Below are 24,009 nucleotides of genomic sequence, written 5' to 3'. Positions count from 1 at the left end.
TCTACAAAAAAATGACAAACCATTTTGATGTTTGTCATTTTTTGTAGCCTATACATTTCTATTGTGTAAGTTCCGAAGCTTCGTTGATGACCTCGCCATCTCTTTCGATCCGGTAAGAAGCGGAGCTGCCTTCCAGAATACGGAAATTCAATGTCACGACCTCATCCGCTGCTATATCGAACTCACGGAATACATCACTAAGGACATGATCTTCGTCCTGCACATAAATGACGATATGGTTGGGTTCGTTGGAAGAACTGCTGACAGCCGCATTGCTGTCGGCATTTTCACTGCCTTGACTGTTGCTGCTCTCAGAAGCGGGTTGCGGTGCGGCTGCCGCGAGATAGGGAATCGTGATGGTACGGCTGAAGGACACCACTTGCGGCTTTTCAGGACCTATCGAAATCACCACATTCAAGGCATCCCCGGATACAAAGGGAGATCCGCCTGCAAGGCTTTGGCTTACGACCAAGCCTGCTGCAATCGTATCTGAATAAGCTTCAGTGACCGTCAACGCGAGCCCGTATTGTCCTGCATAATCCTCGACACTCTTTCTAGTATATCCAGATAGATCGCGCATCGTATAGGATTCATTTCCGTCACTCACCAGAAATGACAGCGTAGTTTCGCTTGGTTTCACTTCCGCGCCAGGCTCTAAGCTCTGGCTAATGATGTCGCCTGCAGCGACTTCGCTGCTGAATTCATGTGTCCTTTCGATCGTAAAGCCTTCTTTACGTAAGTCTTCCAGAACACTGTCATACTCTTGCCCTTCATAGTCGAGAAGCGTGAACAATTCCTCGCCCAGACTGATGACCAGGTCGATTTCATCACCAGCTTCAACGGATGCACCGATTTTGGGTGACGTTTCAATGACTGCATCTTCTTCGACTTCATCACTGTATTCTTCCGTAATATCCCCCAATACCAATCCTACATCTTCCAATGCAAGCCGCGCACTGGCTTGATCCATATCGGAAACATCCGGCACAGTCACTGCATCTGCTTCCTGGTTATTGTAAAAGAAGAAGAAAAAGCTGGCAATCAGACTCAGCAGCAACAACACGAAGAGAACGAATGTCCATTTCTTTCGTTTGTTCTTGCCTCCAGCGCTCTCCCGCCCTGATTCGTATTCATGGATTGGTTCAGCCTTCACAGTTGGTGGAGGCGAAACAATCGTTTTATCGCTGTCCGCTTTGGCCACTACTTCAGCTGATAAGGGTGTGAGGACTTTTGTTTCTTGCAATAGCGATACTGGCATAAAAGGTGCTTCGTGCAAGCGCTCCTCATTCAAGCAAGTATCGAGATCCGCCATCATTTCTTCACAGGTAGCGTAACGATCTAGAGGTTCTTTCGCTGTGGCCTTCATAATGACATTTTCCAAACTTTGAGGGATCTCCGGACGGTTCTCCCGAATGAAAGGCATCGGTTCCTGAAAATGCTTCAAGGCGACGCTGACAGCTGATTCTCCATCGAATGGAACCGTCCCACTAAGCAACTCGTACAGGACAACTCCTAAAGCGTAGATGTCTGATTTTGAAGTGGCCATACTGCCTCTGGCTTGCTCTGGAGACAAGTAATGGACGGAGCCCAATAGCGTATTCGTCTGGGTAATCGATGTTTCCGATAGTGCAACAGCAATACCGAAATCGGTAATTTTGATGCGGTCCTGACTGTCGATCAGAATATTTTGTGGTTTGATGTCCCTATGGATGATCCGATTTTTGTGGGCCAACGCCACAGCCGACAAAACTTGGTGCATGATGTGGATCGATTTCTCCGGGGAAACCCTGCCTTGAATGTCGATATATTTTTTCAAATCAGTGCCATCGATGAATTCCATCACGATGTATTGCACTTCATCTTCTTCATCCACATCGTATACACCTACGATGTTCGGATGGATCAATTGTGTGGCTGAGAGGGCTTCACGCTGAAAACGGCGCAGGGCATCCTTATTATTACGGAAGTCAAAACGCAATACTTTGATGGCGACCGGACGATCCAAAATCAAATCATGGCCCAGATAAACGTTCGCCATCCCGCCGCTTCCGATATGTCGGACGATTTTATAGCGACCGCCTAATTTCTTTCCTGCCTCCACACCGGTTCCCCCTCTCTATCCGTAAAATCAGCCAAAAGTACGGTGATGTTGTCCAAGCCGCCAGCCTCATTCGCTTTATCGACCAAGGAAAGGACTTTTTCTTCAAGCGGAAGCCATTCCTTCAGCATCTGGGTGATCTCTTCATCATCCATCATATTGGTCAAGCCATCGGAACAAAGAAGCAACATATCACCCTGCACAAGCGGCATGGCCATGATATCGATATCCAATTTCCTGGAAACACCCAAGGAACGCGTCAAAATGTTCTTTCTTGGATGATGCTGCGCTTCTTCCGGGGTTATTTCCCCTGACTTGATGAATTCATTCACCAAGGAATGGTCTTCCGTGATTTGACGGAGTTTATAATTTCTGAAGACATACGCCCGACTGTCGCCGATATTGGCAATAATAATTTCCTTGCCTACGATGGCCGCAGCCACCAAGGTCGTCCCCATTCCATCCAGGTCGCTGTAATCCAATGATTTTTGAAAAATCAGATCATTGACGCGCTGGATGTTGGCGATCAGCCAACGGGACAATTCTTCGCTGTTCGTGAAACGGGATCCCTTCCAGGCTGCACCCAGGTGGGATACCCCCATTTCGCTAGCGACATCACCAGCCTTATGGCCACCCATGCCATCGCATACAATCATGAGCGATTGCTGGGCTTCATTCACGAAATAACTCACATAATCTTGATTGATTGCTCTATTTTTGCCTCTATCACTTTTGAAGGCTATCTGCATTCTTTCCCCTCAATTCTTTCTTAATCGTTTACCTTTTTACCATACAGCTGATGAAGAATCCATCAGTTCCATAATCATGCGGATATATCTGCACAAATCCTTCAGGAGTGAAAGATTTTTTATCCAAATAATCGGAGTGTATCGGGACAATTGCAAATTCGGCATGATTTCCAATGAATGTCTGGACAGTCATTTGATTCTCTTCTTTAGTTAGTGTACATGTACTGTATACCAAACGTCCACCTTTTTTTAACAACGAACTGACTGAGTCCAAGATCCGAAGTTGCTCTTGATGCAAGTCCAAAAAGTCCTGCATATTTTTCACATATTTGATTTCCGGCTTTCTGCGCATCAAACCCAACCCAGAACAAGGTGCATCCACGAAGATGACATCAAAGGATTCAGGTGCAAAGGCTGTGCCTGCTTCTTTGGCATCCATCACGCGGGTTTCGATGCGATCGGCTACGTGCAGTCGCTCTGCATTTTGGTTGATCAAGCCTATCTTGTGCTCATACATATCCAAGGCTATGACTTTGCCGTTTTCCGAAGCCGAGAGATAACTGGCCATGTGCGTTGTCTTTCCCCCGGGGGCAGCACAGCTGTCCAAAACCAGAAAATCCTTTTCCAGCTCTCCTACCGGTGCGACCAACTGACTCGATTCATCCTGAATTGTAAGGACGCCATCTTTGAATAACGGGGAATCAACGATTTTCCCGCCGCGGATCCGGATACCCGAAGGTGAAACAGGACTTGGGACCACGTCATAGCCATCTGTTTGCAACAGCGCGATCGCCTCTTCCCGAGACATTGCCTGTGACTGCAATCGAACCGATACGAATGGATCTTCCAATAAGGAAAAAGACATTTTTTCGGTTTCCTCGATACCGATTTTTTCAATGAAATAAGCGACGAGCCACTTAGGCATACTGGCCCCTACACTGATGCGCTTCTTGGCATTGCTGATCGTTTTCCAATCACGAAGCCCATTCCGTTGCACATTCCGCAGCACACCGTTCACATAACTGGCGAGGCCCGCATGGCCCTTGGCTTTCGCAATCTCAACCGCATCGAAAAGAACGGCATGATCCGGAACCTTCGTCAAATAGACCATCTGATAGGCAGAGACGCGCAATAAATTAGTTACCCAAGAAAGTTGTTTTTTTGGATCTTTGATGTATGCCGAAAGGCCATAATCCAAGGTCATTTTCCGCTGGATGACGCCATAGACGATTTCAGTCAATAAACCGGCATCTTTCGGTGACAACTTTTCGGATTGAATGACTTTGTTCAGAAGAAGATTGGAATACGCACCTTCATTCTCTACGCTCTCCAATATTTCAACAGCCAGATAACGGACTGTGTGTTTGATTTTATTTTTAAGTTTATTGTCCATCCGTTTCAAACCTTGTACCTTCATGAATTTCGCAGGCGCTGCCCCGCAAGTAGTCTGCTGCTGACATGCGTTTTTTCCCGGCTGGTTGGAGTTCCGTCATTTTGAAGACGGTGTGCTCCCCACAAGCTACATACAGAGCGTGCTTGTCTGTTACGATCACTGTTCCGGGTTCATCGGCAGTGGTCAGCTCGACAGCCTGTCCAGCCCATACTTTGATCCGTTGTCCGTCCAAAAGCGTATGTGCAACTGGCCACGGACGCATACCTCGGACTTGAAAGGCTACTTGTGCGGCCGTTTTGGACCAATTGATGCGCTCCTCTTCGCGTTTGATGTTCGGAGAAAAGGTGGCTGCGGATTCATCTTGTTCTTGCGGCACGAGTTTTCCTAGGAAAAAATCAGGCAATATATCGATCAAAAGATTTTTGCCCAGTTCGCTCAACTTCAGAAACATCGTTCCGACATCATCTGCCTCGGTGATTGGGATGGCTTCCTGCGCCAAAACAGCCCCGGCATCCATCTTTTTCTCCATATACATGATGGACACGCCGGTTTCTTTTTCCCCATTGATGATGGCGTAATGTACCGGTGCGCCCCCACGATATTTTGGCAACAAAGAAGCATGCACATTGATGGAGCGGAAACGGGGAGCATTCAGGAGCTTAACCGGCAGGAATTGACCATAGGCCGCCGTCACTATCAAATCCGATTTTAAGGCAATCAGCTCATCCATTTCTGGTGAACCGGAAATTTTTTCCGGCTGATAGACCCGCAGACCATGCTTCAATGCGGCTTCCTTCACCGGAGAAGGCGTCAATATTTTCTTCCTGCCTACTGGGCGATCTGGTTGTGTGACAACTGCGATCACATCATAATCCTGCTGCAATAGAGCCTCTAAAATGGGCACTGAAAATTCCGGAGTGCCCATAAAAATGATTTTTTTCATATATATACCTCCTAGAAGAAATTGACCGGCTCTGAATCGATTGAAATGTAGAGCCCACGTGCATTTTCTTTTTGTGACTCATCCAATATCTGTTTCAATGCCGGATGTAGTTTGGTTTCCTGTTTGTATTTCACCAATATCTGAAAATAATAGCGGTTGTTCACTCTCGCGATGGACCCTTTGGATGGCCCGAGCATGATCGTGTCAGGCTCAAGTTTATTTTGAAGAATCTCATGGATTTCATAAATTTTCTGCTGCGCTTTCTTTTCGTCAGGGTTGCTGACGCTGATGAGCGCGGTATAAAAATAAGGCGGATAACCCGCTTTGTGCCGCAGCGACATCTCTGTCCGGTAAAATCCTTCATAATTGTGCTGTTGGGCAAAAAGGATGGCGTAATGATCCGGATTATAGGACTGCACGACCACTTCACCAGACAACTCAGCGCGACCTGCGCGACCGCTCACTTGTGTCAGAAGTTGGAATGTCCTTTCCGAAGAGCGGAAATCAGGCAGCCCTAATGAAGTGTCGGCATTGATGACGCCCACCAACGTGATGTTCGGAAAGTCCAAGCCTTTTGCTATCATCTGTGTGCCCAGCAGGATGTCGGCCTCTCCTCTTCCGAATGCCGACAGGATGGCCTCATGACCGCCTTTTTTTCGGGTGGTATCCACGTCCATGCGCAAAATGCGTGCCTCGGGGAAGAGCGTCTGCAGTTCTTCCTCGATTTTTTGAGTTCCCGTTCCGTAATAACGGAAATTGTGCCCCTTGCATTTAGGACAAGTATGGGGGATTTCTTCTTCATGGCCGCAGTAATGGCACTTCATCGTTTTGCTGTCCATATGCAAAGTCAGACTGATGTCACAATTCGGGCACTCGAGGACGAAACCACAATCCCGGCACATGATGAAAGAGGAATAGCCTCTTTTGTTCAGCATCAGCACAACTTGCTGTTTCTTCTGAAGACGGTCTGTGATTTTTTCCTGCAGGACCATGGAAAAACTGCTCCGGTTGTTCGCTTTGAACTCATCACGCATATCGACAATTTCGACTTGGGGCAGCGCGCGTTGATTGAAGCGTCCTTTCAATTCGACCAGTGTATAAACTTTTTTTTGTGCCCTGGCCCGCGATTCCAGTGAGGGCGTCGCGCTACCCAGGACAACCGGACAATGGTTATGCTGCCCGCGCCAAATCGCTACATTCCGGGCATGATACTTCGGATTTTCGTCCTGTTTGTAGGTGCTCTCGTGTTCTTCATCCATAATGATGATGCCGAGATTCTCAACCGGAGCAAAAATGGAAGAACGCGCGCCAACTACGACATCGGCGTCGCCACGGTGGATTTTGCGCCACTCGTCATATTTCTCCCCCGATGACAACGCACTGTGCATCACTGCCACGCGGTTTCCGAAACGGCTCTTGAAGTGGTTGACCATCTGCGGAGTCAAAGCGATTTCAGGCACGAGCATCAAGGCAGTCTTGCCTTGTTTGATCACTTCAGCGATCAATTGAAGGTAAACTTCGGTCTTTCCGCTTCCCGTAACGCCTTGCAGCAGAAAGATCTCGTGCCTTTCTTCCTTGATGCTGGCACACATCATCTGAAATGCTGCCGTTTGTTCGTCAGAAAGGGCCATCGCTTCAGTTTTTTTGAACTGTCTATCCTTAAAGGGATCACGAAGTATTTCTCGGTCCGCTGCTTTTAACCATCCCTTTTCTACTCCGGTCCGGATCGTGCTCGAAGCGATTTCGAATTGGTCTTTGTATTCCTTGGACGTCAACGGTGTTCCGTTCATGGACATGATTGCCACCAACAACGCTTGCTGTTGCTTGGCCGATTTTTTTAAGCTGCGGTATGCGTCTTCCAGACTGTCCATTTCCAGATCGGAATAATAGACTTGCACCGTTTTTGCTTTGGCTTGGTTTTTGAGGATGTAATTGACTTCAATCTTCCCGGATCGCTTCAATTCGATTAGTCGCGGCAAAATGCCGCGATCGACGGCATTTTCCCAACTCATTTTGTTTTTCCCCTGAAAAAGTCCATAGAAAGTCTCCTCATCCAATTCATCGACAATCTCTATTTCTTTTTCGTACTTCGCCTTCATCAAAGGCGGCAACATCGTCTGGTAACAATGGATCCGATAGGCATAAACGGTTTCCGCCATTTCCTCGCCCAACAGAAGCAACTCTTCGGTCAAAGCCGGCTCGATATCCAAAGGTTGGATGATTTCTTTCAGTTCCCCTTCAAAATCGGTATGATCAGAAATTTCCGTTATGAACCCTTGGATGATGCGTTTGTTGAAAGGCACTTCAACCCGCATGCCCTTGCCTAATTTATGCTCCATAGCAGGAGGGATCGCATAATCAAAGGGACGATTGGTCTGCATTGCAGGTATATCGACAATCACTTTTGCAATTTGCAAATTAAGCCCTCCCCTTCATATTCTAACCATTATAATACTAAATTATGCCGATAAAGTCTTGTCGCAGTTTTTGGCATCAAAAAAATAAAACTACTGATTTTGAAGTTCAAAAACAGTAGTCTTTTTTCATTCCTATTCTGTTATCTTTCAGGGATGATGGATTTCGGATCGATTTCCAATTCGCCGGCAACTACTTCTTCCAGCGCACGTCCAACATTCTTGAATGACTGGTAAGTGTCCAATAAAGGCTCTGAGCGATCGTGTAATTGGTGCGCACGCTTGCTTGAAAGAATGACCATTGAATATTTTGAATCCACTTGCTCCAACAATTTATCGATCGAAGGATATAACATCATAATATTTTACTCCCTTTCATCCGCACAGATGGTATCCAGAATCCGTGAAACTTTCAAGTGTTCGCTTTGGATGATGCCAAGCACTTTCTGTACCGCATTCTCTACTGTGTCGTTTTCTACCGCATAATCATAATAACGCATCAAACTTAGCTCTTCAATAGCCTTTTCCATTCTTTGCTTGATGATCGGAGACTCGTCAGTACCGCGATTTACGATCCGTGATTCCAGTTCCGTCATATCGGGAGGCGTCAAGAAGATGAATATCCCTTCAGGCATCCGTTCCTTCACTTGCATGGCACCTTGAACTTCGATCTCCAGAAAAATATCTTTTCCCGTGTCCAACGTTCTTCTTACATAGTCGATTGGCGTACCATAGTAATTATCAACATACTCGGTATATTCCAACAGTTCATTATCGGCGATCATTCTCTCGAATTCTTCTCTTTCTTTGAAGAAATAATCTTTGCCATCCACTTCCCCTTCGCGCGCTTTGCGGGTCGTAGCGGAAATTGAATATATGAACTCCCGTTCACCACGAGAAAAAATTGCTTGTCTCACAGTCCCCTTGCCTACTCCCGAAGGTCCGGATAAGACAATCAACAATCCTTTTTCTGTCATTTAATGCCCACCATCCAATTATATTTTTGCAGCATCGTTCAGCCTAATGTGGCATTCCGTTTATTATTTCATAGTTTAACACAATTTCGTCAAGGTTAAAACCTTTACTGGAGTCTTCAGCCAACATTTTGTTAGTTACCGTTTTCAGCAACGGTACTCCTGCCCATGACGCAGTTGCCTCACAAAAGCACCGGAAAGACAAAAAAGAACAAGACAAGGATATCCCGGTCTTGTTCTTGCGGCATCATGAAGCGCCCATGTCTTTGACTTTCATCATTCGGACAATACTTGATCGCTCGTTCTCCTCGAGTTTCATTTGAATGTAACGGATCGTCTCCTGCAACTGCGGAATCATTTTGTATTCCAATGCATTTACGCGCCTTCTTGTCTTTTCAATCTCATTGGCAAGAAGTTGGCAGGTTTTTTCGATTTCCGATAATTTAAGCAATTTCGGAAGGATATCTTCGATTTTTTTGATCGCATCATCCAGTTCACCATTTGAGTTTACGTAGCCGTACTGCAAATCCGTTGATTTTTCATCTTTGTTGGCTATCGAAAAATTCATTTGGGGAACAACAACACTCATGATATTTTTTTCTTGGATGTCCAATTCCACCGCTGTAGCGGGTACAGCGAACAATTCTTCAATGAAAGCCTCATTCAGAAGCGACTTGGCTACCACGAAAGAACGCATGGAGGCGGTCAACTCATTTTCGACTTCATCCCTCAGGATATTGTTTTCGCGGATCAGATTTATGAATTGACGCATCAGTTCATCTTGTTTGTCCTTCAGCAGTTTATGGCCGCGGGTGGATAGCACCAGACGCGCTTTCAAATTGGACAGTTCCATCCTGGTAGGCTTTACATTCAATCTAGCCATGGACGATCACTCTCCCTTCGGCATAAACTCATCGATCATATCGCTCTTGATTCTCTTAAGTTCTGTTACCGGCAGGATGGACAATAGTTCCCAACCTAAAGCTAAAGTCTCTTCGATCGTGCGGTTCGTATAGAATCCTTGATTGATGTATTCTTCTTCGAAACGTTTCGTGAACTGCACATACAGTTTGTCTGTCTTAGACAAGGCGGACTCCCCAAGGATGACGGCCAATTCTTTTGCCTGTTTTCCTTTTGCGTAAGCCGCAAACAACTGGTTCATGGTCGGAGCATGGTCTTTTCTTGTCTTGCCTTCACCGGTACCTTTATCTTTCAGACGGGAAAGCGAAGGCAGCACGTTGATCGGTGGCTTGAAGCCGGAGTTGTTTAACTCACGCGAAAGGATGATCTGGCCTTCCGTGATGTATCCAGTCAAATCAGGGATTGGATGCGTAATGTCATCCTCCGGCATGGAAAGGATCGGGATTTGAGTCACGGAGCCCTTTTTGCCGATGATGCGGCCTGCACGCTCATACAATGCGGCAAGGTTCGTATACAAATATCCTGGATAGCCACGGCGACCCGGCACTTCACGGCGGGCTGCCGATATTTCACGCAAAACTTCACAATAGTTGGTCATGTCGGTCATGATGACCAAGACGTGCATGTCCTTTTCGTAGGCTAGATATTCCGCGACAGTCAAGGCCATTTTCGGTGTTGCGATACGTTCGATGGCTGGATCGTTCGCCAAGTTGATGAACATGACGGAGCGATCGATCGCTCCCGTCTTGCGGAAATCTTCCATGAAATATTCTTTTTCTTCAAAAGTGATCCCCATGGCTGCAAATACAACCGCAAATTTTTCGTCACTGTTCAAAACCGTCGCTTGACGCGCGATTTGTGCAGCCAATTCTTTATGCGGCAAACCTGAACCGGAGAACACAGGAAGTTTCTGCCCTCTTACGAGTGTGTTCAGATGGTCGATGGCAGAAATACCTGTTTGGATGAACTCATCCGGATAGTCACGCGCTACAGGGTTGATTGCCTGTCCGTTCACATCCAAATTCATTTCCGGGATGATTTCCGGGCCGCCATCAATCGGATTGCCCATCCCATCGAACACACGGCCTACCATATCCTCAGAAACAGCTATGGAAAGAGGTTTTCCCCGGAAGCGGACTTTGGTGTCTTTGATGTTGATCCCACTTGGGCCTTCAAAAATCTGCACCATCGCTTTATCTTTGCTGACTTCCAAAACTTGACCATGGCGGATTTCGCCATTTTGCATTTGGATTTCAACCAATTCGTCGAATTTGACTCCCTCGATTTGCTCTACAACCATCAACGGGCCTACAACTTCGGTTACTGTTTTATATTCCTTAAGCATGGTGCGTCATCCCTCCTTCCGCAACGATTTCATGCAATCTTTGCTTCATGTCTGCCTTGATGTTTTTCATTTCGGCAAGGTCTTCTTCTCTGATATATTTACTTCTTGCGATCCGGTCACGCAATTCAACCGTGCCCTCAATGATTTCATTGAAGTAAGCGCCTAAACGCATTGCTTCACGGGCCTCTGTTTCGAAATCCAGAATTATGTCCAGCATCGCCAATTGCTTGTTGCGGGAAGTGTACGTATCGACATCATCGAAAGCGTTCTGCTGCAGATAATCCTCACGCAGCGATTCTGCGACCGCCATTGTCATGCGGTCTTTTTCGGATAAGGATTCGATACCGACCAAACGGACGATTTCTTCCAATTCCGATTCTTCCTGCAGAAGATTCATGGCATGCTGAACCATTTCAGACCATTTTGTCTGTAAGGCATTATTCAGATATTCCCCGACTTCGGTATTGTAAAGGGAATAGGAAGTCAGCCAGTTCATGGATGGGAAATGTCTTTTTTGTGCCAACGTGGCATCCAACGCCCAGAATACTTTAACGACGCGCAATGTATTTTGTGTTACCGGTTCAGAGGTATCACCACCAGGAGGCGATACCGCTCCAATGGCCGTAATACTTCCTTCACGATCTTCCGATCCCAAAGCCAACACTCGTCCTGCCCGTTCATAATACTCTGCTACACGGCTTCCTAGGTAGGCTGGATAGCCTTCGTCACCAGGCATCTCTTCCAGACGGCCCGACATTTCGCGTAAGGCTTCTGCCCAACGGGATGTCGAGTCAGCCATGATCGCTACACTATAACCCATGTCACGGAAATATTCCGCGATCGTGATACCTGTATAGATGGATGCTTCACGCGCCGCAACCGGCATGTTGGAGGTGTTGGCGATAAGGATCGTACGCTCCATCAATGATTCGCCCGTATTCGGATCGATCAATTCCGGAAATTCATTCAATACGTCCGTCATTTCATTACCGCGTTCGCCGCAACCGACGTAAATTACGATATCCACATCGCTGTATTTTGCGATTTGGTGCTGTACGACGGTTTTCCCTGCTCCGAAAGGTCCCGGAACAGCGGCTGCGCCCCCTTTTGTGATCGGAAAGAACGTATCGATGACCCGTTGGCCGGTAACCATCGGCGTGTGCGGGTTCATTTTCTGCTTGAATGGACGTCCGCGACGGACTGGCCATCTTTGCAGCATCGTCAATTCTTTCGAGCCATCTTCCGTTTCGACAACATAAACCGTGTCATCCAAAGTGTAGCTGCCATCCTGGATGGCAGTCAGCTTACCGGAGACGCCGTAAGGAACCATAATCCGGTGCTCGATGACTTTCGTCTCCTGCACGGTACCGACAATATCACCGGCTATGACGTGATCGCCGACTTTCTTCGTGGCTTTGAATTCCCAGACGTTTTCTCTCTTCAATGGTGGGATATCCGTCCCACGCACCAAATAGTTACTTTGAGTAATTTCACGGAACGTATGCAAAGGACGCTGGATCCCGTCAAACATCTGCGACAGGATGCCGGGTCCCAATTCGACCGACAAAGCTTCGCCTGTTGTGATTACCGGTTCTCCAGGACCAATACCGGAAGTCTCTTCATAAACTTGAATGGATGCGATATCATTACGCATCTCGATGATTTCGCCGATCAATCCTAATTCGCCGACGCGGCAAATATCTTGGATGTTCGCTTCTTCCATTCCTTCCGCCATAACTAAAGGTCCGGAAACTTTTATTATATTTCCATTTTTCAAAAAAGTCCCCTCCAAATTATAAGATATTCTGTCCAACTGCTTTTTCCACATTCTCCTGAATGCGGCTTTTCCCGATATTCAACGTACCTTTATGGTTCGGAATCAGGATGATGGCTGGTTGGACACTGCTGTCATACCTGCTCACTGTATCAGGTATTTCTTTTGCCATTTCTTCCGTCAGATAAATGATCCCATAATTCTCCATCGCCAAGCGATCTACCGTTTCACGGGCAGTCTGGGCATTATGGCATGCAAATACTGCGAAACCCAAAATCTTAAAAGGAAGGATGGAATCTTTATCTCCCACAACTGCAATATTATGAGCCATATACAGGTCGCATCCTCTCTCTCAATATTTGTTCCTCTATCTGATTGTCTTTGCCGACCAAAATCAAGCGGATATTGGTGACTTCCTTCTCTTTGGCAAACAGATAACCCAATAAGGGGATCGGACCGAACGGTTGGTACAAGCCTTCCGCCACCAATTCATAGGTCAGTTCATCCACGAGTTTATCCAGCTTCTGTGTATCCACTTCATTTGTTGTCTCAGAAATCATATTGGATAAGCGCGTGCCGTATTCTTTGCTAAAATAACGCTTGCGCATGACCGCGCTTGGTCCATTTATCGATTCTTCAATCAAGTCACGTTTCGAAATCGAACCTGAACTGGATAGGACCGTATAGAGAAAACCGCGGGGCTTGCTTTGTTTCAGGCTTCGGATCATGGTCGAAAGATTATAGAGATCGATTATGCCGTCCACCATTTTCGTGATGCTTGGATGTTGGAGCTTATTGCTGATGGAGCGCAGATGTCTGAAATAATAAGTATCCATAAAGATAGTGGCCGCTTCGATACGATGACCTTCATCGAAATCACGGAGCGCTTCTTGAACACCTTCTATCAGAATCGGATGTTCGTCATTGCCGTCTCCGGTTTCGACCAATTTCTTCAGACTGCCGATGGAATATTTGCCGATAGGGATCAACAGTTGCTCCAAATCTTCACCCGAAAAACGTTGTTTCAACAACACTTTCAGGTTGTGATAGGTATAGCGCAACGCGAATAATTCCACAATCTCAGCAACCGGCGTGATGCTGAACAATTCCTTATAGACTTCCGCCAGATGTTTCATGAGAAAACCTTCGAAATTTTTGTTCACCAGTGTTTCTTTCTCGTCAAACTCATAACCGGTACCTTTCAGAACATCCAAGGCATCTTTTAAAGAAGAGGCTTTCAGCATCCGATCGTAATCCGCTTCCGTCAATAATTTTAATTCGTAGGTGCGAAGTATCGTATTGACGCCTTTGTAATCAATCTCTTGCATAGTGCCCCTCCTTTACTTTTTGTCTTGGAATGCTAAAGTCGCCAGCTCTGCTGCAAAGTCGTTCTTTACATCTTCGATCAGATCATCGAAACAATAGTTGTAGTCGACTCCACTTTCCTGAAGGATGAATCCGGCTTTATTCGGAATAGACTCCTCAGAAATCTTGACAGCGGGGTATTTGACCAACAGCTGCTGCAGCTCTTTCCCCTTAAAGTGGGCGATCGATTTTGCGCCTGGAACAATGTTGTAGGCTTTCGAATCGTCAGCTTGAGATAGCACCCCGTTCAGGAATTGCGCAAAATGGGTTTCATCCCACGTGTTCATTTTTTCTAAAGCTTGCTGGAAGACCGATTTCAGGATGACCTGTTTCTCTTTCAAAACAGCGTTGCGCTCTTTATTCTTCAAGGTTTGTTGCTCACGATCAAAATCGTTGGCAATTTTTTTCAAAATGGCAGCCTTGCGCGCTTTTTGTTGTTCAACCAGAGTCAATCTGCTCTCTTCTATCTTTGCGACAGAAATTTTTTCAGCATCCTCCAGTTTGCTTTGTCCTTTTGCTTTTGTCTTATTCAGGATCTGTTCAGACAAGGATTGTAGATCTTTCACGCTTTCTCATCTCCTTACTTATTCTTTCATTCTTCTGGAGCTTTTGAGAATTAAGCGTTCAATACCAACAAGAATGATGTAACGAATCCTAGGATTGCATACGTTTCAACCATGGCAGCATAGATGATCCCTTTTGTGTTGTGCTCTTCTCTCTTAGCCAAAATTTGCAGACCTGCTGTAGATACACGGCCTTGTGCGATACCTGAAGTCAAACCAGTGATTGCGATAGGCAGACCGGCCATCAGATAATACATTCCTTGTGCAACAGTCATTTCAGGAGACATTTGTAGATAAATCAAGAATCCGATAACGAAACCGTACAAACCTTGCGTACCTGGCAACAGTTGCAGAATCAATGATTTACCGAATTTTTCTGGTTGCTCTTTAATCAATGCAGCAGCGGCTTCACCACACATACCGACTCCTTTTGCCGAACCCGTTCCCGCCAGTCCGACCGCCAAAGCGACGCCTAAAGCTGCGAACATCATGCCGCCGTTGTTATCGATGAAATATTGTAACCATGTCATATTTTCCATTTTATAATTCCTCCAATAGTTAAGCTTCTTTTTTATTTTTTAAGTAAATATATTTCTCTTCTGTCTTCAACGGCTCCAAGGCTCTTCCGCCACCTTCGTAAAACTTGCCGAAAAATTCGACAAAAGCTAGACGAGCGCCGTGCACATAAGCACTCAGCATGGACAAACCGAAGTTGATGGTGTGCAACAAAACAAACAATACAGCACCGATAGTGAATTTTGCCCACACCGGCAAGAAATCAATGATCATGTTGAAGGCAACCGCAATACTGCCCCCGGATACCCCTAAAGCCATCAGACGGGTATAACTGACTATGTCGCCGATATAACCGGTAATCCCATAAAGATTATATAATCCGGCACCAGCACCCAACGCCTTGTTATCGGATGCCATAGCTGTAGCAAGCACGATCGCGACCGCGCTAGTGATGGCGACAGCTGCTCCAACGGTCACAAGGACTTGGCTCGGGAAAAGCATCTTCCCGAACAGGATGAAGATGAGGCCCACAAAAATCCCCAACCAGCCAATACTGCCGGAAATCGCGCCCAGCGGATCTTTGTCGCGCAAAGATAAATAGGTCTTGATGCCCAGACCGAACATAATCTGAACGACCCCGAACACTACCGATATCAATAGAATCGTATTGGCGTCATTGCTCGTGGACAAGAGCACAAACGGCAATTCCAGTCCGAAGAAAGAGCCGTAGACCAATCCCCACAAGATGGATGGATAGGACAGAATGTGAAAGAACAGCAGATTGTTGCGCATGCTTTTGTTGAAGTTCAGAAACTTCAATGCCAGTAATGTTCCGATAAGGAGCAACAGACCGTATCCGACATCCGCAATCATCATTCCAAAGAACAAAAGGTAGAAAGGCGTCAACAGTGGTGTTGGATCTATTTCGTCATATTTCGGCAGACTGTACATGGCAGTGATATTCTCAAAAGGAGTAATCCACTTATTGTTCTTCAAAACGGTCGGAATAACTGAAACATCCGATCCCTCTGCATCATCAACCGTCAATGCGTATTCATTTTCCGACACAGTCTCAGTCAATGTCCGCTTGATTTCTTTGACTTTATCTTCCTCAAGCCATCCTTGAATGACAAAGAGATGTTTCTCGTTGACAAGCAATTGTTGGCTTTTTATCCGCTGCAGTTTTGCATAATGGAACTCGGACAGTAGCATTAACTGCCACTCTTCTGTTTTCATGTCGGAAAGATCCGCCAGCAACTGTTTGTTTGCTTCACGATTATCCTGAATGCGGCTTTGAACCTCTGCCAATGCTTCTGTAGGCGGCAAATCATACTCGTACGCTAACGGTTGGAAATGGTTGCTGTCCAACAGAGCGTTTACATCAATAACTTTTGACGGATCATAGAAAATCACTGCTCCGTATGATTCTTTGTTCTGAAAGATTTCTTCCGTGTAGACCAAGGGATTGGAAGTCACACTGGTGATGTAATCGTTGGATAGCGTCTGAGGAATCGTGCCCACTTTGACCGCGATATGTTCAAATGCAGCAGTGTCTTTTGGATTGAATGACAATTTTTTCCATAAAAGCAGAAAATCCTCTTGCTCATACAGATGTTTCTTGTCATCCTCCAGTTTCTTCTGTTCAGCCTTCAGTCCCAACACTTTGTCCAGAACAGCATCCGAAGAAAATTCGCTCACAGCTTTTTCCAACTCTTCCAAAGACAGAGATTGTCTCGGGGTAGTATACTGTTTGATCAAAGACTCCTTCTTCAGATTTGACTGCAGGAAAGATAAGGCTTCCGTGACATTTTCCAGATAACTTTCAGTCTTCTTGATGTTTTGTTCAATTGTCTCTCGTTCTTTAGGCGACATGGATTGCAAATTTTCTTTTGCAGCAGGCAAATCGATGACTTCTAAGTTTTGCAATGTCTGGATAGCCGTCAACAGCTGCTCTTTTTTTTCGTGAAAAGAAATGAGAGTAATTTTTTTCATTTTAGCGATTGCCATATTTCCTCATCACCTCCCCAATTACCGCATTCACAAGTTCTTCTTCTTTCGCTTCAAACCGAGTCTGTAACTTCTCGATTTCCGATTTTTCACTTTCTGCGGAAGCTTTCTTGAGAATTGCCAGTTGCTCTGATTTTTTTGCAAGTTCTTCGGATTGAAAAGTAGCTAATTCTTTTTCGATATTCCTTTTCATTTCGCCTATTTTATCTTGCGTGTTCTGTTCCAGTTTGCGCAGTTTGTTCTGATAATCCAATTCCAGATCCGTTGCTTCCTGCTCAATCTTTTTTACTTCATCAAATATTTGCATCTTTCATTCCACCTCCGTCCCTCATTTGATTCTCCTTCGGAAAAATAATCTTTTTTCCAATCAGTAATTTCATTATACAGTTAATGTAAAGGCCGTTCAAATCTAATTGAACGCCATTTCCAGCGTTTTCAACAACCACCGCAGTTTCATTAATAGGAAGAAACTTTCTCAAATTCTTTCAAAATATTAAAATGAACATTTTGTGAACAAAAATCCCCAAGAAGCATGCATCAAATGCAAACCCTCCTCGGGGAGTCTCTTTTGCGGCTTATTTTTTACAGCGATTCCTCCAAGCAATCAAAGTATCTTTTTTCCTCCTTCACAGTTAACGTGTGGCCAACACGTTTTTTTCATGACTCTACTTTACTTGGTAACGAGGGAATTTTGGGCCATTTGCGGCCGAAATGACAAAACTGCAGGTTGAGTTGCATGCCTGCTGTCCTGAAATTTTGTTGAACGTAAAATAAATAGCTTGCAAAAAAGAACAGATGTTCTTATAATGAGGATGCAAGACAAACACACGTTCGGAGGAACCAACATGCAAAACTACATCTATCCGGTATCCAATAATACTCAGACTCCTTCCAAAAAATCATATCTGCGTCCACTCTCATCCGTCCAGTCCATTAATGAAGCCATTCTGGACAAAGTAATGCCGATTCATCAAGTTGTCCGTTTCGCTAATCAAGCCTTTGAAAACCACACCCCTGTGTATGTTGTGATCGAAGAAAAACAGGGACCGAAATCATATACAAGAACATTGGTTTGGGGCATATTCAATTCCCAGGTAACCCCGAAAAGACAAGTCATGTTCACAACCGCTGACAAAAAAGTGACTTACCTGCTGAATATCAGTCAAATATTGGCAATCCAACTTGGTTAATTCTTATTAGTCGATGGTATATTCATATACAAAAAGGAGTGCAAGGCATGCCGTTAAAGACTGATGCCTTGCACTCCTTTTTTCCGTTTCCAGTACGCTTGAGGTCTACAATATCGGTGACAGCAATCTGGAAAAAGCTTGTTTGAATTTCCGCCACCTCGATTGTTTTGCGAAATAATCATGGGTTGCACGGATGCACTTTTCCTGATCTTCATCAAAATTCGCGATCAATTCTTCAGCCACTTGACGATCGTAAATAAAGGCATTTATTTCAAAATTCAATTTGAAGCTGCGCACATCCATATTTGCCGTGCCTACCGATACTATTTCATCGTCGACAATCATCACTTTTGAATGCAGGAAACCGTTCTGATACATATAGACTTCGGCACCATACTCTATGATGTCTTTGGAAAAATATTCCGTTGCCCGATAGACGAAAGGGTGATCCGGCTTCGAAGGGATCATGATTTTGACTCTTACACCGGATAATGCCGCAATCTTGAGCATTTCATGCAGACTCTCGTCAGGTATAAAGTAAGGTGTCTGTATATAGATTGATTCTTTCGCTTGACTGATCATCTTCAGGAAACCCATTTTGATTGTCTGATCTTCGTCATCCGGTCCACTTGCTACAATCTGCATGGCTGTATCGCCTTTTTTATCGGCAATCGGGAAATAGGCCTCTGCGTAATCTTTTCGATTCTTAGGCTTAGCAACCGCATTCCAATCCATGAAGAAACGACTTTGAAGCGTCAGGACCGCATTGCCTTCTATTTTCATATGCGTATCCCGCCATTCGCCAAGTTCCCCTTTCCCCAGATACTCGTCACCGATATTGAATCCCCCAAGATAAGCAACTTTCGCGTCCACCACCATTATTTTGCGATGGTTACGATAGTTCATCCGCAAATTGACGAAAGGTATTTTTGATCCAAAAAACACTTCCGTCTTTCCTCCTAATTTTTCAAGGTTATTGAAAAATTTTGAATCATTCCCTCTGCAACCCATCGCGTCGTAAACGACAAGAACCTCCACACCGGCTGCCGCCCTATCTTCCAATGCCGCCAGAACGCGTTTACCCAACTCGTCTGAGCGAAAAGTGTAATAAAGCATGTGCACATGATCTTCAGCTTTGTAGATGTCCTGCACGAGCGCATCAAACACACCTTCACCGCTCTTAAATATTTCAAGTTTGTTCCCCTTAGTCAAAATGGATTCATCACTTTCCAGGAACAGGATAGCTGTTTTTTGTGCATAGTCGGTTTCGACCAAACCTTGCGCTAGATCTTCATCCTCCAGCATTTCGATTTGGACTTTCGCCAACTGGGACATCCCCAAGCTTTTTTGGGTCCGCATATCATAGATGTTTTCCTTTGACATCTTTTTGCCTATAAAAAGATAGATGATGAAGCCCGCCACCGGCAGCAGGTTTAACGTCAACAACCACGCCCAAGTGGCTGCGACGTCCCTTTTTTCTTTAAAGACGGTGATGATTGCACCGATTGTATTTAAAACGATGATTGCCGTAAATATCATTGACCAAATACTCATATGACCACTCCAAATCAATAAAATGACAAAATAGCTTACCCACTAATGATAGCACACGAGCCCATAAAAACAGAAAGACGAAGTCCGGATAATTAAAATCCGTCCTTCGCCTTTTATTTTTTAATCATTCAACAGTTTCGATTTTTCTTTTCTGCTCAGGAAACGGCTGCCTTTTGGGATGTACGCTTTAGGCGCGAATTTTGCGATCAACACCAGAACGACTGCGCTGAAGGCAAAAGTTGCCGCAAACGATAGCGTCTGTTCCGGAAGAAAATGTGCAAAAGCAGAAACTCCAGCAGGAACTGCTTCTTCGCTGAGGAACAGGTCAGAAATCAGTGCCCAAACAAAATAGACAAGCGTTCCGAAAAAAGATGCCGTCATTATATTCAAAGCTGCATTCGGGAAACGTTTATTGTTCAATGTGCGTTGCGTGAATTTCGCAAAGAAACCAGCGATGCCCACGAAAACGAACGGTGCTGCTTGGGTCAGGATATCTGCGGCAACATCCGCCCCCTCTCCTTTGAGCGCAAATAAAGCAAGGCCAGTCAGTGTTCCTGAAACCAGACCAAGTAATATTCCTCTGCGGAGAGAAATGAAAAGCAACGGCAACAAAGCAAGCACAATAGTGTATTCTCCCAATGGAATGGCCACATATGCCAAGGCGATTGCGAGGACCGCAAACAGAGCTGCCTCGATCCAAGCCTTCATACTATTAGAACCCATAAAGATGAATCTCTCCTTTTCAACAACGATCCGTTTTATTGCCTTTACGGCAAAGGGACATCAGCTCTTCTTCTGATAATTGGATGCTTCCATGATGATCGGTAAAATGACCGGTTTGCGCTTCGTCTTTTCAAAAAGATAACGACTCAACGAATCTCGTATCTCTTGTTTCAACTTGGCCCAATCAAAGTCTTTTGTATGCAAATTAGCTTCTACTACTTCCCTGACGATATTCGAACTTTCTTTGACAAGTTCTTCGCTCGCTTTCATATAGACGAAGCCACGCGAAACGATTTCCGGACCCGACAAAATTTTGTTCAATCTTCTGGAAATCGTCACAACAACAACATAGATGCCATCTTCCGACAACAGCTTGCGGTCGCGCAAAACAATATTGCCGATATCGCCAACGCCGATGCCATCAATCAGTACATTACCGGCTGGGACCTGTCCCGTCATGTGCATACGTCCTTTTGCAAATTCGATGACGTCGCCTTTGCCGGGGATAAATATGTTTTTGAACGGAATACCGACTTCATTCGCCAACTGGGCATGTGCAGCCTGCATCCGATACTCCCCTTGGACAGGCACGAAATACATAGGTCTAAGCAAGTTGATCATCAATTTCAAATCGTTAGGCGAAGCGTGCCCGGAAGCTTTGTATGTTCCCGATATTTCCCGCACGGATGCACCGGCTCGGTAAATTAAATTTTTGGTTTTTGCGACTGTTGTTTCCATCGCTGTCGACGGTGTAGTCGTGATGTAAACCAAATCGCCTTCTTTAAGATTCACTTGCTTATGTCTACCTTTGGACATACGCTGCAATGCTTCCAACGGTTCCCCGCTGTTGCCGGTTTCCAGCACCAAGACTTGCCCATCACGGTAATCATTGATATTTTTTACATTTACAAGCAAATCCGGAGTCGGCAAGACTAGTTTTCCTAGTTTCATAGCAACCTCAATAGTTTCAACCAAAGTCGGACCTGTCAAAAATATTTTACGGTTAGCTTGGAGTGCGACATCAAAAACTTGCTGAATGCGCAAAATATTACTTGCCACACAGGATACAATGATTCGTCCCTCAGCATTGATGAAGGTATCTAGCATTTCTTCCTCAATCTTACGGTCACTGACATTTTCCGTAGTTGACTCGGCATCTCCCGAATCGCTCAATAGCGCCAAAACTTTGCCTTCGCCGATATCCGTAATTTTGCCATAATCAGTTCGATACATCGGAGATGCGCTTTGATCAAACTTGAAGTCACCGGTATAGACAACGCTGCCTTCTTCCGTCTTCACACAAATCCCTACAGAATCAGGGATCGTATGTGTAGTTCTGAAGAATCGGACGCTGGTATTTTCAAATTCAATTTCAGTGTTCTCGTCGATGACATGGTAATCCTCAAAGCCAGTAGCCAATCCGGTTGATTCAACCGCCAGTTTAGCCAGCGCAATCGTCAAACCAGTACCGAACACGGGTGCATCGATATTCTGCAATAAATAAGGCAATGCTCCTACAGCATCCGCATGCCCATGCGTCAAGAAAATACCTGCTATCTTATTTTTATTTTCCTCCAGATACGTGAAATCAGGAATGACCACATCAATTCCCAACAATTCGTTTTCCGGATAGAGCAAACCGCAATCCAATACAAAAATTAAATCGTCCACTTCCACTAAATACATGTTTTTACCGCTTTCTCTCACACCTCCGAGAGAAATTATTCTTACTTTACTCATTGTACCACCTCTTATTTTTCAGCTTTCTATGCTGTTATCTATTTTGATCGTTTGAATGCCTTTCTCCGTATTTTCGTCCCTGAAAATCAGCACTGCTGCTCTACCGCGCTGTCCTCAGGGTCTACAAGCGAATGCGTTTTCTTCGCATTCGACTAAACGTGACCGATATCCTCTCTGTTATATTATACATGATTATTGGCAAAATTGTAGTATTTGCTTCAGTTTCTGTTTTGGTTTTCTGAAAGTGTGAGAAAAGCGGGACAAGCTTGGTCTGCCTCGAAAGAAATTTAGGAAATCTGGCCTCGCAACGTTCCCTACGGTCACCTTGTACTGGGACTCTAAAGGATAAATCCTAAGAGTCCCACGCAAATGAGCATCGCAGAGCGCAATGGGTCAAATTTATCTAATTTCCGAGAGGCAGGCTTGGAACGCTAGACAATTTCTTAGATGCATCAAACATTTTGCAAGTGTATGAAACACTCACATTGAAGCACTCTACAAGTTAAAATATAAAATAAATTTCTGCACGAAAAAAGACCTCTCAAAAAGAACGGACCGAGAACGGTGCTAAATTAAACACCCTTTTCGGCCCAACCTTTGACAGGTCTTGATATATTCATTTTCGTCAGATGGTGTTGACTAGCTAATTCGCATTTAAAAATTCTAAAGAAGGCCCATTTCAATCATTTTTTCGGCAATCTGTACAGAATTCCAGGCAGCGCCCTTCAATAGGTTATCGGAAACAACCCACATATGGAAACCATTGTCGACATCCACATCCTTACGGATACGTCCGACAAATGTTTCATTCTTACCGACTGATTCGCGGGCGGTAGGATAGACTTGATTTGCTGTATCATCCTGAAGCACAACTCCTGGAGCATCTTTCAACACTTCCCAGATATCTGCGACAGAAACATTTTTGTCGTCCACTTCAAAATAGACGGATTCCGAGTGCCCAGACATCACGGGGATACGCACACAAGTTGCAGAAACTTTGATGTCCTTGTCACCCATGATTTTTTTGGTTTCGTTGATCATTTTCCACTCTTCATACGTGTAGCCGCCTTCGCTGAACACATCAATTTGTGGTAAAGCGTTGAATGCGATTGGGAAATGCTTCTTATCGCCACCACAAGGTAAAATATTTGCAACCGGTTCTTCACCGTTCAGGACCGCTTGGGTTTGAGCTTTCAATTCTTCCAAAGCATGTAGGCCAGCTCCGCTTACCGCTTGGTATGTGGAGACGATGACGCGATCCAAACCAAATTTTTCGCGGATTGGCTGCAAAGCTACCACCATCTGAATAGTGGAGCAGTTTGGATTAGCGATCAACCCTTTGTGCTTGCGCAAGTCTTCTGGATTCACTTCTGGAACAACCAATGGCGTTTCTGGATCCATACGAAAAGCACTCGTATTGTCGATGACGATGGCTCCAGCTTTGATGGCTGCAGGGGAGAATTGTTTCGTGATGCCGCCCCCAGCGCTGAATAAGGCAATGTCGATGCCTTCAAATGAGTCATCGGTTGTTTCTTCAATCTGCAGTTCCTGTCCGCGGAAAGTCTTTACTTTACCTACAGACCGTTTAGAAGCCAACAGCTTCAAACTTTTTATCTTAAAAGAAGCATTTTCCAACAAGCCTAGCATTTTTTCTCCAACAGCACCTGTAGCACCTACAATGGCAACATTATACTCTTTCATCATCGATCCCTCACTCATTCATTTTCTGTATTATCTATT

At 45.1% G+C, this 24,009-nt stretch carries 21 protein-coding genes; 1 reads left to right on the top strand and 20 read right to left on the bottom strand.

Features of this window, described 5'->3' with window-relative positions; genetic code table 11:
• Positions 1-58: 58 nt before the first annotated feature.
• The 16 genes from pknB to BLV66_RS01200 form a co-directional block, all read right to left on the bottom strand.
• Entirely contained in the window at positions 59-2,101 is a 2,043-nt protein-coding gene (gene pknB, locus BLV66_RS01275) for a Stk1 family PASTA domain-containing Ser/Thr kinase (protein WP_086985305.1), read from the bottom strand.
• Positions 2,080-2,847: a Stp1/IreP family PP2C-type Ser/Thr phosphatase gene (locus tag BLV66_RS01270; protein WP_086985306.1), complete on the bottom strand. Its 768-nt coding sequence runs from the start codon at positions 2,845-2,847 to the stop codon at positions 2,080-2,082. The genes pknB and BLV66_RS01270 overlap by 22 nt, the downstream gene beginning before the upstream one ends.
• Positions 2,848-2,875: 28 nt before the next feature.
• Positions 2,876-4,240: a 16S rRNA (cytosine(967)-C(5))-methyltransferase RsmB gene (gene rsmB / locus BLV66_RS01265; RefSeq protein WP_086985991.1), complete on the bottom strand. Its 1,365-nt coding sequence runs from the start codon at positions 4,238-4,240 to the stop codon at positions 2,876-2,878.
• Positions 4,230-5,183, bottom strand: coding sequence for a methionyl-tRNA formyltransferase (gene fmt, locus BLV66_RS01260; protein ID WP_086985307.1), 954 nt, complete (start codon positions 5,181-5,183; stop codon positions 4,230-4,232). Before fmt ends, rsmB begins: the two co-directional genes overlap by 11 nt.
• Positions 5,184-5,194: 11 nt before the next feature.
• Positions 5,195-7,600, bottom strand: coding sequence for a primosomal protein N' (priA, locus tag BLV66_RS01255; protein ID WP_256327584.1), 2,406 nt, complete (start codon positions 7,598-7,600; stop codon positions 5,195-5,197).
• 140 nt (positions 7,601-7,740) lie between these two features.
• Entirely contained in the window at positions 7,741-7,956 is a 216-nt protein-coding gene (gene rpoZ, locus BLV66_RS01250) for a DNA-directed RNA polymerase subunit omega (RefSeq protein WP_086628158.1), read from the bottom strand.
• A 6-nt stretch (positions 7,957-7,962) separates the two neighbouring features.
• Positions 7,963-8,574 carry a guanylate kinase gene (gene gmk / locus BLV66_RS01245; RefSeq protein ID WP_086985308.1) on the bottom strand — a complete coding sequence of 204 codons (612 nt, stop codon included), beginning with the start codon at positions 8,572-8,574 and terminating at the stop codon, positions 7,963-7,965.
• 244 nt (positions 8,575-8,818) lie between these two features.
• Entirely contained in the window at positions 8,819-9,454 is a 636-nt protein-coding gene (locus BLV66_RS01240) for a V-type ATP synthase subunit D (RefSeq protein WP_086985309.1), read from the bottom strand.
• Positions 9,455-9,460: 6 nt separating this feature from the next.
• The gene (locus tag BLV66_RS01235) at positions 9,461-10,837 is read right to left on the bottom strand and encodes a V-type ATP synthase subunit B (protein ID WP_086985310.1); all 1,377 of its coding nucleotides are present in this window, start codon (positions 10,835-10,837) and stop codon (positions 9,461-9,463) included.
• On the bottom strand, positions 10,830-12,614 hold the full coding sequence (locus tag BLV66_RS01230; RefSeq protein WP_086985311.1) for a V-type ATP synthase subunit A: 1,785 nt from the start codon (positions 12,612-12,614) through the stop codon (positions 10,830-10,832). Before BLV66_RS01230 ends, BLV66_RS01235 begins: the two co-directional genes overlap by 8 nt.
• 16 nt (positions 12,615-12,630) lie before the next feature.
• Positions 12,631-12,942: a V-type ATP synthase subunit F gene (locus tag BLV66_RS01225; protein ID WP_086985312.1), complete on the bottom strand. Its 312-nt coding sequence runs from the start codon at positions 12,940-12,942 to the stop codon at positions 12,631-12,633.
• Positions 12,932-13,939 (bottom strand): V-type ATPase subunit, encoded by a 1,008-nt coding sequence (locus BLV66_RS01220; protein ID WP_086985313.1) that lies wholly within the window; start codon positions 13,937-13,939, stop codon positions 12,932-12,934. Before BLV66_RS01220 ends, BLV66_RS01225 begins: the two co-directional genes overlap by 11 nt.
• Before the next feature lie 12 nt (positions 13,940-13,951).
• Positions 13,952-14,542 (bottom strand): V-type ATP synthase subunit E, encoded by a 591-nt coding sequence (locus BLV66_RS01215; RefSeq protein WP_086985314.1) that lies wholly within the window; start codon positions 14,540-14,542, stop codon positions 13,952-13,954.
• A 50-nt stretch (positions 14,543-14,592) separates the two neighbouring features.
• The gene (locus BLV66_RS01210) at positions 14,593-15,069 is read right to left on the bottom strand and encodes a V-type ATP synthase subunit K (RefSeq protein ID WP_407701483.1); all 477 of its coding nucleotides are present in this window, start codon (positions 15,067-15,069) and stop codon (positions 14,593-14,595) included.
• Positions 15,070-15,097: 28 nt separating this feature from the next.
• Entirely contained in the window at positions 15,098-17,062 is a 1,965-nt protein-coding gene (locus BLV66_RS01205; RefSeq protein ID WP_086985316.1) for a V-type ATP synthase subunit I, read from the bottom strand.
• A complete protein-coding gene (locus tag BLV66_RS01200; RefSeq protein ID WP_086985317.1) occupies positions 17,049-17,369 on the bottom strand; it encodes a hypothetical protein in 321 nt (106 codons plus the stop codon). The genes BLV66_RS01205 and BLV66_RS01200 overlap by 14 nt, the downstream gene beginning before the upstream one ends.
• Before the next feature lie 538 nt (positions 17,370-17,907).
• On the opposite strand from BLV66_RS01200, the gene BLV66_RS01190 reads away from it, so the two are divergent.
• Positions 17,908-18,252: a hypothetical protein gene (locus BLV66_RS01190; RefSeq protein WP_086985319.1), complete on the top strand. Its 345-nt coding sequence runs from the start codon at positions 17,908-17,910 to the stop codon at positions 18,250-18,252.
• Between the two features lie 105 nt (positions 18,253-18,357).
• On the opposite strand, the gene cls is transcribed toward BLV66_RS01190, so the two are convergent.
• The 4 genes from cls to BLV66_RS01170 all read right to left on the bottom strand — a co-directional run bounded on the left by cls (position 18,358) and on the right by BLV66_RS01170 (position 23,973).
• Positions 18,358-19,806 carry a cardiolipin synthase gene (gene cls / locus BLV66_RS01185; protein ID WP_086985320.1) on the bottom strand — a complete coding sequence of 483 codons (1,449 nt, stop codon included), beginning with the start codon at positions 19,804-19,806 and terminating at the stop codon, positions 18,358-18,360.
• Between the two features lie 120 nt (positions 19,807-19,926).
• Positions 19,927-20,529 carry an energy-coupled thiamine transporter ThiT gene (locus tag BLV66_RS01180; protein ID WP_086985321.1) on the bottom strand — a complete coding sequence of 201 codons (603 nt, stop codon included), beginning with the start codon at positions 20,527-20,529 and terminating at the stop codon, positions 19,927-19,929.
• A gap of 60 nt (positions 20,530-20,589) precedes the next feature.
• Positions 20,590-22,269, bottom strand: coding sequence for a ribonuclease J (locus BLV66_RS01175; protein WP_086985322.1), 1,680 nt, complete (start codon positions 22,267-22,269; stop codon positions 20,590-20,592).
• A 663-nt stretch (positions 22,270-22,932) separates the two neighbouring features.
• Positions 22,933-23,973, bottom strand: a complete 1,041-nt coding sequence (locus BLV66_RS01170; RefSeq protein WP_086985323.1) for an aspartate-semialdehyde dehydrogenase — start codon at positions 23,971-23,973, stop codon at positions 22,933-22,935.
• Between the last annotated feature and the right edge of the window lie 36 nt (positions 23,974-24,009).

It is taken from the genome of Trichococcus collinsii, from assembly GCF_900107505.1.
GTDB lineage: Bacteria > Bacillota > Bacilli > Lactobacillales > Aerococcaceae > Trichococcus > Trichococcus collinsii.
This window is presented reverse-complemented; position numbering and strand designations above follow the sequence as displayed.